Source organism: Nocardia sp. NPDC004718 (assembly GCF_053601535.1).
On record NZ_JBSGCA010000014.1, the window covers coordinates 142,164 to 158,029 of the forward strand.

General features: G+C 69.7%; 12 protein-coding genes. 6 read left to right on the top strand and 6 right to left on the bottom strand.

Annotated elements, in window-relative coordinates:
• The first annotated feature begins 152 nt into the window (after nucleotides 1-152).
• A complete protein-coding gene (locus ACWEH3_RS13705; RefSeq protein ID WP_452358325.1) occupies nucleotides 153-2,123 on the top strand; it encodes a 5-oxoprolinase/urea amidolyase family protein in 1,971 nt (656 codons plus the stop codon).
• Between the two features lie 175 nt (nucleotides 2,124-2,298).
• On the opposite strand, the gene ACWEH3_RS13710 is transcribed toward ACWEH3_RS13705, so the two are convergent.
• The gene (locus ACWEH3_RS13710; protein WP_450024530.1) at nucleotides 2,299-3,450 is read right to left on the bottom strand and encodes an epoxide hydrolase family protein; all 1,152 of its coding nucleotides are present in this window, start codon (nucleotides 3,448-3,450) and stop codon (nucleotides 2,299-2,301) included.
• Between the two features lie 62 nt (nucleotides 3,451-3,512).
• On the opposite strand from ACWEH3_RS13710, the gene ACWEH3_RS13715 reads away from it, so the two are divergent.
• On the top strand, nucleotides 3,513-4,463 hold the full coding sequence (locus ACWEH3_RS13715; protein ID WP_450024532.1) for a helix-turn-helix transcriptional regulator: 951 nt from the start codon (nucleotides 3,513-3,515) through the stop codon (nucleotides 4,461-4,463).
• A 190-nt stretch (nucleotides 4,464-4,653) separates the two neighbouring features.
• Nucleotides 4,654-5,430, top strand: coding sequence for an SDR family oxidoreductase (locus ACWEH3_RS13720; protein ID WP_450024534.1), 777 nt, complete (start codon nucleotides 4,654-4,656; stop codon nucleotides 5,428-5,430).
• A gap of 268 nt (nucleotides 5,431-5,698) precedes the next feature.
• On the opposite strand, the gene ACWEH3_RS13725 is transcribed toward ACWEH3_RS13720, so the two are convergent.
• A complete protein-coding gene (locus ACWEH3_RS13725; protein WP_355074748.1) occupies nucleotides 5,699-6,172 on the bottom strand; it encodes a MarR family winged helix-turn-helix transcriptional regulator in 474 nt (157 codons plus the stop codon).
• A gap of 107 nt (nucleotides 6,173-6,279) precedes the next feature.
• Between ACWEH3_RS13725 and ACWEH3_RS13730 the strand changes: the two genes are divergently transcribed.
• Nucleotides 6,280-7,416: a GDSL-type esterase/lipase family protein gene (locus tag ACWEH3_RS13730; protein ID WP_450024537.1), complete on the top strand. Its 1,137-nt coding sequence runs from the start codon at nucleotides 6,280-6,282 to the stop codon at nucleotides 7,414-7,416.
• 1 nt (nucleotide 7,417) lies between these two features.
• Here the strand turns inward: ACWEH3_RS13730 and ACWEH3_RS13735 are convergent, their stop codons facing one another.
• Nucleotides 7,418-8,029, bottom strand: coding sequence for a TetR/AcrR family transcriptional regulator (locus tag ACWEH3_RS13735; RefSeq protein ID WP_450024539.1), 612 nt, complete (start codon nucleotides 8,027-8,029; stop codon nucleotides 7,418-7,420).
• Between the two features lie 72 nt (nucleotides 8,030-8,101).
• Here ACWEH3_RS13735 and ACWEH3_RS13740 point away from each other — a divergent pair, with 72 nt between their 5' ends.
• Together ACWEH3_RS13740 and ACWEH3_RS13745 are read left to right on the top strand one after the other, a co-directional pair.
• Nucleotides 8,102-8,659, top strand: coding sequence for a peroxiredoxin-like family protein (locus ACWEH3_RS13740; RefSeq protein WP_450024541.1), 558 nt, complete (start codon nucleotides 8,102-8,104; stop codon nucleotides 8,657-8,659).
• Nucleotides 8,660-8,679: 20 nt separating this feature from the next.
• Complete coding sequence (locus ACWEH3_RS13745) at nucleotides 8,680-9,129, top strand: anthrone oxygenase family protein (RefSeq protein ID WP_452358326.1); 450 nt, start codon at nucleotides 8,680-8,682, stop codon at nucleotides 9,127-9,129.
• 75 nt (nucleotides 9,130-9,204) lie between these two features.
• Here the strand turns inward: ACWEH3_RS13745 and ACWEH3_RS13750 are convergent, their stop codons facing one another.
• The 3 genes from ACWEH3_RS13750 to ACWEH3_RS13760 all read right to left on the bottom strand — a co-directional run.
• Nucleotides 9,205-10,797: an MFS transporter gene (locus ACWEH3_RS13750; protein WP_450024545.1), complete on the bottom strand. Its 1,593-nt coding sequence runs from the start codon at nucleotides 10,795-10,797 to the stop codon at nucleotides 9,205-9,207.
• Nucleotides 10,798-11,045: 248 nt separating this feature from the next.
• Nucleotides 11,046-11,621 carry a Uma2 family endonuclease gene (locus ACWEH3_RS13755; protein ID WP_450024547.1) on the bottom strand — a complete coding sequence of 192 codons (576 nt, stop codon included), beginning with the start codon at nucleotides 11,619-11,621 and terminating at the stop codon, nucleotides 11,046-11,048.
• 162 nt (nucleotides 11,622-11,783) lie between these two features.
• On the bottom strand, nucleotides 11,784-15,866 hold a 4,083-nt coding region (locus ACWEH3_RS13760; protein ID WP_450024549.1), incomplete at its 5' end, for a condensation domain-containing protein.

Below are 15,866 nucleotides of genomic sequence, written 5' to 3' on the forward strand. Positions count from 1 at the left end.
ACACCCCCCACGCCCCCCCCCCCCCGTCGGCCCCCCCCCACGCCACGTCCCCCCCCCGCGGGGCGGCCCCCCCCCCGCGTATTGGCGCGGCCACCACCCCCGGCGGGCCGGCCCCCCCCCCCCCCGGCCGGATCGAGGTCGTTCGCCCCGGCATGCTCACCACCGTGCAGGACTGGCCGGGCCGGGTCGGGTATTGGCACATCGGCGTCCCGCCGTCGGGGCCGATGGACGATCTGTCCTTCCGTCTGGGTAATCGCGCGCTCGGCAATGCCGAGGGCGCCGCCGGACTGGAATGCACCCTCAGCGGCCCGGCGCTGCGGTTCACCGCACCGGGCTGGGTCTGCGTCACCGGCGCTCCGGCGGAGGTGACCGTGGACGGCGTCGCCGTGCCGCAGTGGCGGACCGCACGGGTGCCCGCGGGCGGTGTGCTGGACGTGGGCGCGGTGCGCGGACCGGGGATGCGCTGTTACGTGCTGATCGCCGGCGGTATCGACGTGCCCGAATACCTCGGCAGCGCAGCCACGTTCACGCTCGGCCGCTTCGGCGGCGGCACCGGCGCCGCGTTGCGCGCCGGAGAGTCGCTCGCGCTCGGCACGCACCACGGCCGCGTCACGGCGGCCGTGCCGATGGACGAGCAACCCGTGCTGACCCGGCGCTGGGAACTCGCGGTCACCGAGGGCCCGCACGGTGCGCCCGAGTTCTTCACCCGCGCCGACTTCGAGACCGTCGTCGGCACCGACTACGAGGTGCACTTCAACTCCGACCGCACCGGCGTCCGGTTGATCGGGCCGAAACCGGAATGGGCCCGCACCGACGGCGGCGAGGCGGGATTGCACCCCTCCAATATCCACGACACCCCGTATTCCGTCGGCGCGCTGGACTTCACCGGCGACACGCCCATTCTGCTCGGTCCCGACGGACCCAGCCTCGGCGGTTTCGTCTGCCCGGTCACCGTCGTCGCGGCCGACCGCTGGAAGCTCGGGCAGCTCTCGCCGGGCGACCGCGTGCGATTCGTGCCGGTCCGCGGTGACCGGGCGGCCTCGATCCGTGAGCTCGGGCTCGCGCGCCGGGCCGGGTGGCCGACGGTGCTCTCGTCGGGCGGCGACGGCGACGACGGCGTGTTGCGCCGTTGCGAAGCCGACGACGAGACCGCGGTGACCTACCGTCGCGCCGGCGACGACGGCGTACTCGTCGAATACGGCGCCATGACCTTGGATCTGGGCCTGCGCGCCCGCGTGCACGCGCTACACCAGCACCTGCTCGCCGCCGGAGTGCGCGGTGTGACCGAGCTGACCCCCGGCATCCGTTCGTTGCAGATCCGGGTCGACCCGCACGTGCTGTCCGTGGCCGCCCTGCTGGACCTGCTCGCCGAGACGGAGGCGCAGTTGCCCGCCTCCGATCAGCTGGTCGTGCCCAGCCGGGTCGTTCATCTGCCGCTGTCCTGGGACGATCCGTCCACGCGCGAGGCGATCACCCGCTACATGCACGGCGTGCGCGCCGACGCGCCGTGGTGCCCGTGGAACATCGAGTTCATCCGCCGCATGAACGGCTTGACTTCCGTCGCGGACGTCTACGACACCGTGTTCGGAGCCGAGTACCTGGTTCTCGGTCTCGGCGACGTCTACCTCGGCGCGCCGGTCGCCACACCCACCGACCCCCGGCACCGGCTGGTCACCACGAAGTACAACCCCGCCCGCACCTGGACGCCGGAGAACGCGGTCGGCATCGGCGGCGCCTATCTGTGCATCTACGGCATGGAAGGGCCGGGCGGATATCAGTTCGTCGGACGCACCACGCAGGTGTGGAATCACCGAGCCGGTGCGGGCCCGGTTCCTCCCGGCGCCGACCGGGCCGCATCGGGCGTCGAAACACCCTGGCTACTGCGTTATTTCGACCGGATTCGCTGGTATCCCGTCGAAGCGGAGGAACTGCTCGACCTGCGCGCCGACTTCGCCGCGGGCGACGTGCGGGTGCGAGCCGAGGACGGCGAATTCCGCCTGGCGGAGTATCGGGCGTTCCTCGCCGAGAACGCCCGATCCATCGACGCTTTCCGCGCGAAGCAAGCGGAAGCGTTCACCGCGGAACGCAATTCCTGGCGCTCGGCTGGTGAACTCACGGGTTGAGCAATCAGCGCAAGTCACGAACTGCGTGTGCTATCTGCGCAGGAGCTCACGGGTTGAGTTATCAGCGCAAGTCACGAACTGCGTGTGCTATCTGCGCAGGAGCTCACGGGTTGAGTTGTGAACGCAGGTCACGAACTGCCTGTGATATCTGCGCAGGAACTCACGGGTCGACTCGTCAGCGCAGGTCGCGGAAGAACTCGCGGATGTCGGCGGTGAGCAGCGCGGGTTCCTCCATCGCGGCGAAGTGGCCGCCGCGATCGACGTCGTTCCAGCGCGTGATGGTGTTGGCTTCCTCGGCGTAGCGACGAATGCCGACGTCGTGGGCGAAGACCAGCACGGCCGTCGGCACGCCGGAGTTGCGCTTCGGCTCGCCCCACGGGGCGTCCTGGGCATAGCCGACATAGGCCGACGAGCCCGCGGTGCCGGTGAGCCAGTAGATCATCACGTTGGTCAGCAGCCGATCCCGGTCGAGGATCTTGTCCGGCTCGACGGCCCGTGGATGGGTCCACTCCCGGAACTTGTCGATGATCCAGGCCAGTTGTCCCACCGGAGAATCGGTCAGTCCGTAGGCCAAGGCCTGCGGGCGGGTGGACTGGATGGCGACGTAGCCGTACTCCTCCCGCATGAACGCCTGCATCCGCCGGACGCGATCGCGCTCGAGTTCGGTCAGGCTCGCCAGCTCCGCCTCCGCGCGCGGCAGCGGCGGAAGACCCGGCGCGCCGTTGACGTGCACGCCCACGACCCGATCGGGCACCGTTCGGCCCACCTCCGGGCTCACCGCCGCTCCTATGTCGCCGCCTTGCACGCCGTATCGCTCATACCCCAGCCTGCGCATGAGCTCGGCCCACGCCGCGGCGATCCGCGTGATGCTCCAGCCCGTCTCGGCGACCGGGCCGGAGAACCCGAATCCCGGCAGCGACGGGATGACGAGGTGGAACGCGTCGGCCGGGTCGCCGCCGTGCGACCTCGGATCGCTCAAAGACCCGATGACGTCGAGGAATTCGGCCACCGAGCCGGGCCATCCGTGGGTCAGCAGCAGCGGCAGCGCGCCGGACTCGGGCGAGCGCACGTGCAGGAAGTGGATGGTCTGCCCGTCGATCTCCGTCGTGTACTGCGGAGAGGAGTTGAGCTGTGCTTCGGCCGCGCGCCAGTCGTATCCGGTACGCCAGTGGTCGACCAGCTCGCGCAGCCACGCGGTCGGCACACCGGTGTCCCAGTCGTCCCCGGGCAGGGGGTCAGGCCAGCGGGTCGCGTCCAGACGGGCACGCAGGTCGTCGAGTTGCCGCTGCGGGATGTCGATGCGGAACGGAGTGATTTCGTCGGTCATGTCATCGACGGTATGACCTGCCTAGGACAGCTTTCGCCCTAGCTTTCGGGCAGACTTCTCCCATGTTGGAAACCTCGGCGCGCCTGCTTCGTCTGCTGTCGCTGTTGCAGACCCCGCGCGATTGGACCGGCGCCGCACTCGCCGAACGACTCGGTGTCGACGTGCGCACCGTCCGCCGGGACATCGACAAGCTGCGCGCGCTGGGCTACCCGGTGGACGCGACACCGGGCGTGGCGGGTTACCGGCTCGGTGCGGGAGCGAAGCTGCCGCCGCTACTCCTGGACGATGACGAGGCGGTGGCGGTGGCACTCGGCCTGCGCACCGCGGCGGGCGGCACCATCGCGGGCATCGAGGACAGTTCGGTACGCGCGCTGGCCAAGCTCGAGCAGGTGCTGCCCGCGCGCCTGCGCCACCGCGTCGGGATGCTCCAGGCGGCCACGGTCACGGTGCCCGCGGGCGGCCCGACCGTCGACCCGGACGTGCTGACCGCTGTCGCGGCGGCCATCCGCGACCACCACCGCCTGCGCTTCGACTATCGCGCGCACGACGGCGCCACCTCGCTGCGCGTCACCGAACCGCATCGCCTCGCCCACACGGGCAGGCGGTGGTACCTGATCGGCTGGGACGTCGACCGCGCGGACTGGCGCACCTACCGCGTCGACCGCCTGCGGCCGCGCATCCCGACCGGCCCCCGCTTCACCCCGCGCGAAGCGCCCGATGCCGACCTGCCCGGGTACGTCTCCCGTGGCGTCACCACCGCGCCGTATCGCTACGCGGCGCGCATCACCCTGGGCGTCGCCGCGGAAGTGGCCGCCGAGCGAATCGCACCGACCGTCGGCGTGATCGAGGCGGTGGACCCGGAAAATTGTGTGCTGCGAACGGGTTCCGACTCGCTGGACGAATTGGCGATCTACGTCGCCGGCTTCGGCTTTCCCTTCCGGGTGCACGAACCGCCGGAACTCGTCACGCACTTACGCGAACTCGCCGCGCGCCTCGGCGCGGCGGCCGGCTGACGGCGTGCTGTTCGTCGACGCCTCGCGCCGCTAGCGCTCGATGGACCCGCTGCGGCAATCTCGGCGAGGTCCGCCGCTATCGCGGTCAGGAGTGGTGCGCGGCACAGGTGTCACAGTCCGCGCCCGCACGTCGTCGTCTCGGTGAAGCGATGGGAACGTCCCATCAGCACCGACGAGATCGGAGACAGTCATGACCGCGAAGATCCTGGTCACCGGTGGCACGGGCACCCTCGGCCGCGAAGTGCTCCCGCTGCTGCGCGCGACCGGCGCCGGCGTGCGCGTGTTGAGCCGCACCGAACGTCCGTCGGACGGCGGCGTCGAGTTCGTCGCGGGAGACCTGCTGCGCGGCACCGGCATAGCTGCCGCGGTGGCGGGTGTCGGCACCATCTTGCATCTGGCGGGCGACGCGAAGGGCGACGACGTGGCCACCGCGAATCTGTTGCGGGCCGCCACCGCCGCGGACGTCGGGCACATCGTCTACATCTCGGTCACCGCCGCCGAACTGCTCCCGATGACGTACTTCAGCGCGAAGTTCGCCGCCGAGCAGGCCATCGCGGAGTCGGGTATCCCGTGGACCACGCTGCGGGCCGCGCAATTCCACGATTTCGTGCCGAAGCTGGTGGACACGATGCTGAAATCGCCGGTGCTCCCGGTGCTCGGCGGGGTGCGCCTCCAGCCGGTGCACGTGCGCGAGGTGGCGGCCCGGCTGGCGGAGCTGACGGTCGGCGCGCCCGCCGGACGGGTCCCGGATCTGGTCGGGCCCGAGGTGATCGGCATGCGCGAGCTGATCCGCGACTACTTGGCGCTGCTGGGCAAGCGGCGGGCGTTGCTGACCGTCCGGGTGCCGGGCAAGGCGGGCCGGGTCTATCGCGCGGGCGGAAATCTGGTGACCGACGGCGCCGACGTCGGCGAGCTGACCTGGGCGGACTACATTGCCGAGCGGGCGGGCGCAGTCCGGGCCGCATAACCGCCGCCCGGCCCGGGAGACGACGGCGGCAATGCGCTGCGCCGGGAAACGGCCGCCGGTGCGCCCGGCACAGTGCCGAGACCCCACCCGCCTGCGGCAAGTTCCGCGCCCGCCGATGCCTCGGCCACCGGCACAGACCCGATGACCGTCTCTCCCCGACCGTGCCGCCGGCACACGCCCGGCGGCCATGATCAGCGCCGCTGGATCACCCGGCGCAGCTTCCCCGCAGCCGCCGGCCCGGCCGAGATTCGAGGCGCACGCGTGACGCTCAGTCCATGCGAAACGTGGCCTCCGGGTTCGCGGTGTCCCGCACGATCCGCAACGCCTCGGACAACGCCGCGAGCTGTTCGGGCGTCAGCAAACCAACGAACCAGCGGTCGACGGCGGCGAGATAGTCCGGCAGCACCTGCGCGAGCCGCGCCGCGCCCGCCTCGGTGAGCACCGCGTACGCGCTGCGCCGATCCCCCGGGTCCAGTTCGCGTTCCACCAGCCCGGCGCGCGCCAGCCGATCGACGAGCCGGGTGACGCCGCTGGTGGACAGGGCGGTCTGCACGGCGAGCTCCGTCATCCGCAGCCGCCGCCCCGGCGAACGACTCAGCCGCATCAGGGCGTTCAGATCCAGTCCGGACAGGCCGTGCGCATTCCAGACCTGCTCCAGCTTGGCGACCACACCGCCGTACGCCTCGAACAGCAGGCCCATCGTGGTCAGGCGCGGGTCGTCGAACAGCTCTGTCACGTCCATACGGGCAACCTACCGGAATGTTTCCCTGCGGATAGTTGACACGAGGAATAAGTCGTCGTAGAAATATGCATACGCAATATTCCTCACATCAACTAGTGGAGGCTCCCATGTCGCCGACCGCCTGGATCGCCGGATTCCGCTCCGCGGTGATCCGCCCGGACGAACAGATCAAGCTCGCGGAGTCGCGCGCGTTCACCGACCAGACCGTCCGCCAGGTGCTGCATCTCGCGGGCGGCGGCGCGCAGGTGCGGGTCGGGTTGACCAATCGCTATGGGAAGACACCGCTGGCGATCGGCGCCGCCCGGGTCGCCCTGCGCAAGACCGGCAGCGAGATCGTCGCCGAGACCGATGTCGCGTTGCGGTTCGACGGCGCCGAACAGGTGACCGTCCCGGTGGGCGGCGAGGTGCTCAGCGACCCCGTCGATCTGGCCGTCTCAGCGGGCACGGATTTGGCATTGAGCCTTTATCTGCCCGGCCCGACGGAGCTGGCCACGTTCTCCCACCAGCCCGGCGAAACCGCTTACATCGCGGACGGAAATGTCGCCGACGAAGCCGCGCTCACCACCGTCGACGAGGTGCCCGCGCGGTTCTTCGTCACCGGTGTCGACGTTCTCGCGCCCGTGGCGACGCCGGTGGCCGTCGCACTCGGCGATTCGTGGTTCGAAGGCTTCGGCACCACGATCGGCGCCAACCGCAGGTCGGTGGACTTCCTCAACGCGCGACTGGAGCGGGGCTGGGTGGTCAACCAGGGCATCTCCGGGAATCGGCTGCTCACCGACGAAATCGGCGAGTCGGGCCTGGACCGTTTCGAGCGCGACGTACTCGCCGTGCCGGGTGTGACGAGTGTGCTGATCAACTTCGGCATCAACGACTTCATCCTGGGCGGGATGGCGGGGCAGCCGCCCGCGACCGCCGAGGAGCTGATCAGCGGCTTCACCACGCTCGCGCGGCGCGCGCACGCGGCGGGGCTTCCCATCCACGCCGCGACCATCGGACCCTACGGCGGCTGCGTCTACGAGGGCCTGCCGGTCGCAGAGACATTGCCGATCCGCCGGCGCGTGAATGAATGGCTGCGCGGAACCGACGTTTTCGATTCGGTGTTCGATGTGGCGCGAGCCGTCGAGGACCCGGAGCGGCCCGACTTCATCCGGCCCGAATTCGACAGCGGCGACGGCATGCACCTCAATGACGCCGGCGCTCGCGCCATGGCGGAAAGTGTCGACGTCACAGTTCTGTTCGGCTAGGTCACGGCCCGAGACCACGCAGCACGATCTCGACGCCACCGCGGAATTCGTCGTCGGCCGACATGCCCTTGGCCTGGCCCGCGGTCTGCGCCAGGTGTGGGTATTTCTCCGGGGGCAGTTCGGCCAGCACGATCGTCCCGTGCCCCCGCAGCGGCGCATAGTGCTTGTTCTGGAGGTAGCCGATCAGGAAGGCGATCAGGGTGCGCTGGGCGATGACGCGGGCGCGCCCGGTGAATCCACCCTCGGTGAGCACGGCGAGCAGTGTTTCCATCACGCGCAACGACTCGACCGCCGACTGCCTGCGCCGCAGCACGATCGGCACGGCGGCGGGATGGGACGAGAACCCGTCACGGATGTGCTCGAGCAGCACCGTCACGCGCTCCCGCCAGTCGGTTCCGGCAGGGAGCGACGTGTCGATCGCGGCGAAGACCTGGTCGGCCACCAGTACCTCGAGTTCGTCGCGGTCGCGCACGTAGCGGTACAAGGCCATGGTTGCCATGCCCAGTTCCTTGGCCACGGCACGCATGGTCAGCGCCGACGGACCCTCGCGGTCGAGCACGGCGAGGGCAGCCGTGGCGAGATCGGCGGTGGTCAGCGAGCGGGGGCGGGGCACGGATTGACAGCGTACAAGCTACGCGCATACTTGTCGTAGGCGTACAAAGTACACCTACGAGAGGAGTCCCTGATGTCGCTGCCGACCGCTGTCCCGGACCGAAAGCTGGTCACCGTCTCCGGTGCGCAGGTCTCGGTGCCGGACCCGGATCGCTTGATCCACCTGCAATTCCGGCGCTTCGCCGGATGCCCGGTGTGCAACCTGCACCTGCGTTCGATCGTCGCGCGCCACGCGGAGATCGCCGCCGCAGGCGTCCGCGAAGTGATCGTCTTCCATTCCAGCGCGGCGGAATTGCGCAAGTACACCGCGGAACTGCCGCTGGACGTGATAGCCGATCCGGACCGGAAGCTCTACCGCGAATTCGGCGTCGAGACCTCGCCCCGCGCGCTGCTCGACCCGCGCGGCTGGCCCGCCATCCTGCGCGGTATCGCCCACGACGCTTACGCGACCTTGCGCCGAAGGCAGTCCGCCCCACCCGGCAAGCCCGAGGGCGGCAGTCTCGGACTGCCCGCCGATTTCCTGATCGCACCCGACGGACGGGTGCTCGCCGCGAAGCACGGCGCGCACGTCTACGACCAGTGGTCGGTCGACGAACTCCTCGCCCTCGTCCCAACGGGGCGGCGCGCATGAGAATCGCCGAAAGACCCGCGGTGGCACGTGTGTTCGCGCTGGTTTCCGGCGGGCTGCTCGCCGGAGCGTTCGGTTACGGCGCGGTGAATGTCCTCTACGCGTTCCGCAGAGTCCCTTTGGATGTGCGCTTCACCTTCCACACCGCGCTGATGAGCGTGAACGGCGTGGTCATGCAAACACTGATGGGCCTGACCATTCTGAGCGCAATGGTGCTGGCCGCCCGCTCCACCGGCCGGTCACGCCTGCTCGCCGGGAGCGCGAGTCTGCTCGCCATCGCCGCGTTCCTGATCACCCGCCTGGGCAACGTCCCGATCAACCAGAAGATCAAGATATGGGCGATCAGCGGCCCACCCGCCGACTACGCCGAAATCCTCACCCGCTGGGAAACCTTCCACGTCGCCCGCACCGCCTGCGCCGTCCTAGCCTTCCTCCTCATCGCCCTGACGACTCTCCTCCCCGCGAAATCATGACCACGAGTGGCACATGGTGGAGAGGTCTTCTGGCGATTCGCCGCAACCATGTGCCACTCGCGGTGGTGTTTCCGGCTAGTCCGGACGGGTGCGTCTGCTGCGCAGGTGGTTCACGCCGAAAGCGAGCATGGAGGTGAGTACCGCGACGCATCCGATCACGGCGGCCAGGGCCATCATCGAGTTGAGTCCGTCGATCGACGCGGAGGCCGCGATGTGCGACAGGTCCGACGCGATCGGCTGGAACCGCGCGGGCAGCTCGTCGGCCACCGAGCGACCGGCGCCGGAGCCCGCCGCTTCCAGGAACTGCTCACGCAACACCGGCGGGACGGCTCCGGGCAACGCGTCGAGCCCGTCGGCAGCGGAACCGCGCGCGGAGTGATTGAACATGGCGCCCAGCCCGGCCACGCCCACCGCAAGGCCGACCTGCCGAAGGGTGCCGAAAGTCGCGCTGGCCATGCCCGCGTTCTCGTCGGAGGCGAAGGTGAGTGAGGCCGCCTGGTTGACGGCCGTGATCGCGCCGAGTCCGAGGCCGCCGATCACCATTCCGGGCAGGAAATGCGTCCAAGAGTCGTCGGAACCGAAGTCGCCCATCAGCCATGTGCCCAGTGCGACCATGCCCATCGTGACCGGCAGCGAGACCGCGAACGGCACCCGCTTAGCGAAGACCATCGCCAGCGGCGCGCTGATCAGCGCGGCCACGCTCACCGGCAGCAGCCGCAGGCCCATCTGCAACGGCGTGTACCCGAGCGTGTTGATCAGGAACACCGCCAGGTAGTTGCTCGCGGCCATCAGCGTGGCCATGTGCCCGATCGAGACGACGGCCGTGCCGGTGAATCCGCGCTTGCGCATCATGGACACGTCGAGCAGGGGGTGCTCGGCCTTGAACTGCCATGCCGCGAACCCGGCCAGGAGCACCACGGCGGCGGCGCCGAGCCCGAGCACCGTGGCCGAGGTCCAGCCCAGCGAGTTGCCGCGGGTCAGCGCGAATACACCCGTCACCAGGCCACCGGTGAGCAGCAGCGACCCCGGCCAGTCGGCCTTGCGCCCTTCCATGCGCGCCGACTCCGGCATCCGCAGCACGGCGAGCACGCCGATGAAGATGCCGATCGGGACGTTGATGATGAAGATCGACCGCCAGCCGAACTGGGTGACCAGCGCGCCGCCGAGCACCGGACCCGCGACGGTCGCGCTCGCCATGACGGCGCCGTAGATGCCGATGGCCTTCGCGCGCTTGCCCGCGTCGGGGTAGGCCACCGCGAGCAGGGGCAACGCCGTAGCGAAGATCATCGCCGAGCCGACGCTCTGCACCGCGCGCAGGACGTTCAACTGCAAGATGCTGCCGGCCAGCGCCAGTGCCAGCGATGACGCGGTGAACACCACCATGCCCGCGATGAAAAGGCGCTTCCGGCCGAACCGGTCGCCGAGCGTGGCGAAGGTCAGCAGCAACCCCGCCATCGGGATGGCGTAAGCGTCGATGACCCACTGCAGTCCGTCGATGGACGTGTCGAAGTCGGCGCGGATATCGGCGAGCGCGGCGGAGACCACGGTCAAGTCGAGCATCATCATGAAGATGGCCCCGCTGACCATGACCAGCACCAGCCCGGCGCGTAGCGGACTTGCGGAAGAGTCGTCCGGCTTGCTGCCGGACGAGGTTGCGATCGTGGACATGTCTTCCTTATGAAGTTCGCGCACCACCCGCGATACGCGTGCGGGCGAGTCCATTACGGACCGAAAGGACGGGAAACGCGCGACCGAAGCCGCGCCCCCGACACTATCCACGCCCCCCACCCCCGTAAATGACGTATCAAGACAAACAATTTCGCGCAGCGGCCAACCCGGTCGGCGGCGAGTGGCACATGGTGGAGAGGTCTCTCGCGCTTTGCCGCAGCCAGGTGCCACTCGCGGCTACGGCGAGGTCAGGGCAGGAGGGTGGCGGGGTCGATCGTGAATTCGAAGGGGCTGCGCAAGGTGACGGTGTCGCCGGCGGACACCCGGTGGGTCAGCTCGTAGGTACCGTCGGCACCGAGTTCGTGTGCGAACAGAACGGGAAGCGACTCGCCCGGTAATTGGCCCTTGAAGGCGTTGGGCTCGAAACGCCAGTAGTTGGTGATGCCAGCTTCGGCATAGACCACGGGTTTGACCAAGCGGTCCTGCATCGTAGTGGATTTGGACACCACTTCTACCACCAGTTCCACCTGGTGCGCAGGAACCCCTCTTGCGTCGACATCGATCGAGTCGGCCACCACCATGAGATCGGGAATCGGCTCGTCGTCGCCGATGAGCACGCCGACGCCTTCGAGCACCAAGCGGCCGGGAGGCAACACCGCGTCGAGGGCACGTCCCAGCCACCTGATCAGCAACTGATGGCGCGGCTTGGGTGCGGCATTCACGACGAGCTGACCATTCAACACCTCGTAACGCAATCCGTCTTCGGGCATGCGATCGAGGTCGGCAGCCGTCCAGCCGTCACCATGAGGAACTGGCATCGCCATGAAACCACCTCCAACCTCGTAGGACGGTGACGATCGCCGCCGCCGACCGACTCGAGTGTAATCGCGTGGATCGAATTGATTCGAGTCGCTCGAGCGAGGCAACGCCACTGGTGTAGGGCACAGGTTGACCCGTGCCCTACAGCAGCAAGTTCCGTCGTTCTCCTATTCCGCGACCACGATCGTGATCTCCTCGCCCGCCGCGTCGGTCGATTCACCCGGCGAGGCGAACCAGTGGGTGACCTCGCCCTCGGTGAGGTCGGTCTCGAGGTCGCCGGTCGGGAGCACGGACAGGGCTCCGGCGGTGGCGGAGACCAAGAACTCCAGGACGGCGGCGCGGCCGGACAGTGCGGTGGTGTACGTGGTCGACTCGTAGTCGATCTCGTGCTCATCGCGCACGCGTTCGGCCTCGTCCAGTGCCTCGGACTGGGTGATCGCGACGACTCCGTTCGCCGTGGTGACGACGAACGCCGGGTGTTCCTCGCCGAGCGGGCGGACCCGGTCGGCGTAGGACACCGGATGCGCGGCCGCCGCGGCGATGTCCTGCTGGACCTGGGCGTCGTCGAATGCCAGCCAGCGAATATCGCTGTCGGCCACCGGCTCCGAGCCGATGCCGAACCCGGCGCCCGCCGCGGCCAGCTCCTCGGCGGTGCGGTCGCCCGCGAACAGGCATGCCGCACCGGCCTTCTGCACCGCCCAGGCCGCGACCACCGCGTCCACCGAACGCGGCAGCGTCACCGCGACCACGTCGCCGGGTCCCGCACCGCGGTCGATGAGCACCCGGGCCAGCTGCGAGGAACGCCGATCCAGCGTGTGGAAGGCGACCTCGTCCTCACCTGCCAGCAGCGCGGGCGCATCCGGGTCCTCTTCGACAACCTCGGCGAGCACCTTGGACACCGTGCGAGCGCCGACCCGGCCCACCGGCTCCGGCGTGGAAGCCGCGGCCGTGACGCCGGATTCGACCAGCAGCCGGGCTCGTTCGCCCTCGTCGAGGATGTCGATGTCCCCGACCAGCGCCTCCGGATCGCCCAGCAGCGCGTCGAGCACCCGCACCAGCCGTTCGGCGAGGGTCTCGACCTCTTCGGCGGTGAACCGGCTGCCCAGGTACTTCAGGGTCAGCTCGATCGTGGCCTCTGACATCACCAGCAGGGTCATCGGGTAGTGCGTGGCGTCGTTGACGCCGACACCGGTCACCGACATGCCGTCGATCGAGCTGGCGGCCGAGATCGCTTCCTTGTCCATCGGATACGACTCGAACACCAGCAGCGTGTCGAACAGTGCTCCGGTGCCCGCCACCCGCTGGATGTCGGTGAGCCCCACATAGTGGTGCTCGAGCAGACCCGCCTGGTCGCCCTGCAAGCGCCCGAGCAGCTCGCCGATGCTCTGGCGGTCATCGATGCGCAGCCGCACCGGCAGCGTGTTGATGAACAGACCCACCATCGACTCGACACCGGGCAGCTCGGCCGGACGGCCGGACACCGTCGCGCCGAACACCACGTCGCCGCGGCCGGTCAGACGTCCGAGCAAGATGCCCCACGCGGCCTGTACCAGCGTGTTCACTGTGACGCCGAGTTCGGCGGCGTGCTTGGTGATCCGGCGGGTGCGGTCGGCGTCGAGTTCGGTGACGACCTTGCCGATCTCGTAGTTCTCGGCGCCGCGCGGCTGCGGCGCGAGCTGGGTGGGTTCGTTGACCCCTTCCAGCGCCGTCGCCCAAGCGCGCAGCGAGGCGTCCCGGTCGCGCCCGGCCAGCCAGCCGAGGAAGTTGCGGTAGGAGGCCACCCGCGGCAGGGCGGTCTGGTCGCCGCGCACCGCGTACAGCACCAGCAGATCCCGCATGAGCAGCGGCATCGACCAACCGTCCAGCAGGATGTGGTGGGTGGTGATGGCCAGGTGCCATTGCGCGGCGTCGCTGCGGAACAGCGTGAACCGCATCAGCGGCGGCGTGGCCATGTCGAAGTGCGTCGCCTGATCGCCCGCGACCTGCCTGCGCAGTTCCGCGGTCCGCTCGTCGGCGGGCAGCCCGGTGAGATCCACCTCGCGCCACGGCGCCTCGACCCGATCCAACACCACCTGCACGGCCTGGCCATCGGCGTCGGTGACGAACGCGGTGCGCAGGTTCGGGTACCGGTCGACGATGCCCTGAGCCGCCGCACGCAGCCGCGCCACGTCCAGCGTGCCGCCCAGGTCCACCACGGCCTGCATGGTGTAGACGTCCACGGTGGACTGGGTCATCATCGCGTGGAACAGCAGACCCGACTGCAGCGGCGACAGCGGCCACACCTCGGCCAGCGCCGGGTAGCTCCGCTCCCACTGCTCGAGGTCGGGCTGCCGCACCCGCACCAGCGGCATGTCCGACGGCGTGAAGCCGCCCGCGTCGGGCCGCCGCGCGTGGGTGGCCAGCGCGGTGAGCGCCTCGACCCACAGGTCGGCGAACTCCTGGACCCGCTCCCTGCTCAGCAGACCGGTCGGGAAGGCGAACGACGCGCCCAGTCGCGGACCCTCGTCGGAGTCGGTGACGATGGCGTTGATGTCGATCGTCGCGTTGGCGGGCATGTCGAGATCCATGTCGACATCCAGCTGACCCAGGTCGGCCACCGGCACCCAGCCGATCTCGGCGAGCTGCTCGGGGATCTCCCCGGCCGACATCCGGCCCAGGTAGTTGAAGCTGATCTGCCCGGACGAGCCGAGGCTCGGCGCGGTCTCCGGATTCAGCTGCCGCAGCAGGCCGTAGCCGAGGCCCTTGTCGGGCACCGCGAGCAGCTGCTCCTTGATCGACTTCACGATCTCGCCGAGCGCGGCGCCACCGGCGAACGCGTCGGTGAGATCCGCACCGGCCAGGTCCAGCCGGACCGGGTAGGCCGAAGTGAACCAGCCGACCGTGCGCGACAGATCCGCGCCCGGCACGACGTCCTCTTCACGACCGTGGCCTTCCAGCTTCACCAGCGCCGCGTCCGAACCGTCGCCGCGCCAACGGGCGACCGTCATGGCCAGCGCCGAGAGCAGACCGTCGTTCACACCGCCCCGGTACAGGCCCGGGATCGCGGTGAGCACCGCGTCGGTGACCTCCGCGGGCACGGTGACCTCCACCCGCTCGACGGTGGCGAACGTGTCCACCGCCGGATCGAACGCACGCTCGCCAAGCAACGGATCCGGTGTGGCCGAAACCTGCTGCCAGAACGGCAGTTCCGCGACCCGATCCGGCGAGCTCGCCGCCTGGACCAGGCTGTGCGCCCAGCGCCGCATGGAGGTGCCGTTGGCAGGCAGCGCCACCGGCTGACCGGCGACCAGCTGCGACCAGGCCACCGCCAGATCCGGGATCAGGATGCGCCAGGACACGCCGTCGACCACGAAGTGGTGCGCGACGACCAACAGCACGTCCCGCCGCTCGCGGTGCCCGATCGCGGCGTCCGCGGGTCCCTCCGTGGTTACGCGCGCTGCCTCCTCCGGGCCCGTCGCTCCCGCCGAGAAGGCGAACCAGACGAACTGCGCCATGGCGGCCTCGGCCGGATCCAACCTGCCCAGCGCACCGTCGAGCGCTTCGGTGGCCACCCGCGCCAGCTCCGCCTCGTCGGCGTCGGCGGCCAGGTCCACGCGGTGCACCAGCGCGTCGACGTCCACCGCGCCGTGCGGCAGCGCCTCGAACGTCCAGTCCCCGCCGGTGCGGCGCAGCCGCGACCGCAGCACGTCGTGGTGGTCGAAGACCGCCGCGATGGTGGCGACCAGGGTCTTCCGGTCGATGCCTTCGGGCAGCCGCAGCGCCATGGTCTGCGAGAACCGCTGATATGACGAGCCGCTCCCGAGGATCTGCCGCATGATCGGGGTCAGCGGGATCTCGCCGACACCGCCGCCGGGCAGTTCCTCCAGCCGCACCTGCTCCGTGCCCGCTCCCAGCGCGGCGATCTCGGCCAGCGAGGCCACGCTGCGCCGCTCGAACACGTCACGCGGAGTGAACAGCACGCCACGCGCCTTGGCTCGCGAGACCAGCTGGATCGACAGGATGGAGTCGCCGCCGAGCGCGAAGAACGAGTCGTCCAAACCGATCTGGTCGACGCCGAGCACCTCGGCGAACACCTCGGCGATGACGGCCTCGACCTCGCTGGCCGGCGCGCGGAACTCGCGCGGCGCCAGCTCGGGCTCGGGCAGCGCCTTGCGATCCAGCTTGCCGACCGGGGTCAGCGGGATCTCGTCGATCACCACGATCGCCGTCGGCACCATGTGCGGCGGCAGGGTGCGCGAGGCGTACTCGGT

Excerpts from the sequence above, each read along its gene's own strand:
- ACWEH3_RS13720 (WP_450024534.1), top strand. The coding sequence starts at position 4,654 with ATGACCGCGAAGATCCTGGTCACCGGTGGCACGGGCACCCTCGGCCGC.
- ACWEH3_RS13730 (WP_450024537.1), top strand. The coding sequence starts at position 6,280 with ATGTCGCCGACCGCCTGGATCGCCGGATTCCGCTCCGCGGTGATCCGC.
- ACWEH3_RS13715 (WP_450024532.1), top strand. The coding sequence starts at position 3,513 with ATGTTGGAAACCTCGGCGCGCCTGCTTCGTCTGCTGTCGCTGTTGCAG.
- ACWEH3_RS13740 (WP_450024541.1), top strand. The coding sequence starts at position 8,102 with ATGTCGCTGCCGACCGCTGTCCCGGACCGAAAGCTGGTCACCGTCTCC.
- ACWEH3_RS13705 (WP_452358325.1), top strand. The coding sequence starts at position 153 with ATGCTCACCACCGTGCAGGACTGGCCGGGCCGGGTCGGGTATTGGCAC.
- ACWEH3_RS13725 (WP_355074748.1), bottom strand. The coding sequence starts at position 6,172 with ATGGACGTGACAGAGCTGTTCGACGACCCGCGCCTGACCACGATGGGC.
- ACWEH3_RS13750 (WP_450024545.1), bottom strand. The coding sequence starts at position 10,797 with ATGTCCACGATCGCAACCTCGTCCGGCAGCAAGCCGGACGACTCTTCC.
- ACWEH3_RS13710 (WP_450024530.1), bottom strand. The coding sequence starts at position 3,450 with ATGACCGACGAAATCACTCCGTTCCGCATCGACATCCCGCAGCGGCAA.
- ACWEH3_RS13755 (WP_450024547.1), bottom strand. The coding sequence starts at position 11,621 with ATGGCGATGCCAGTTCCTCATGGTGACGGCTGGACGGCTGCCGACCTC.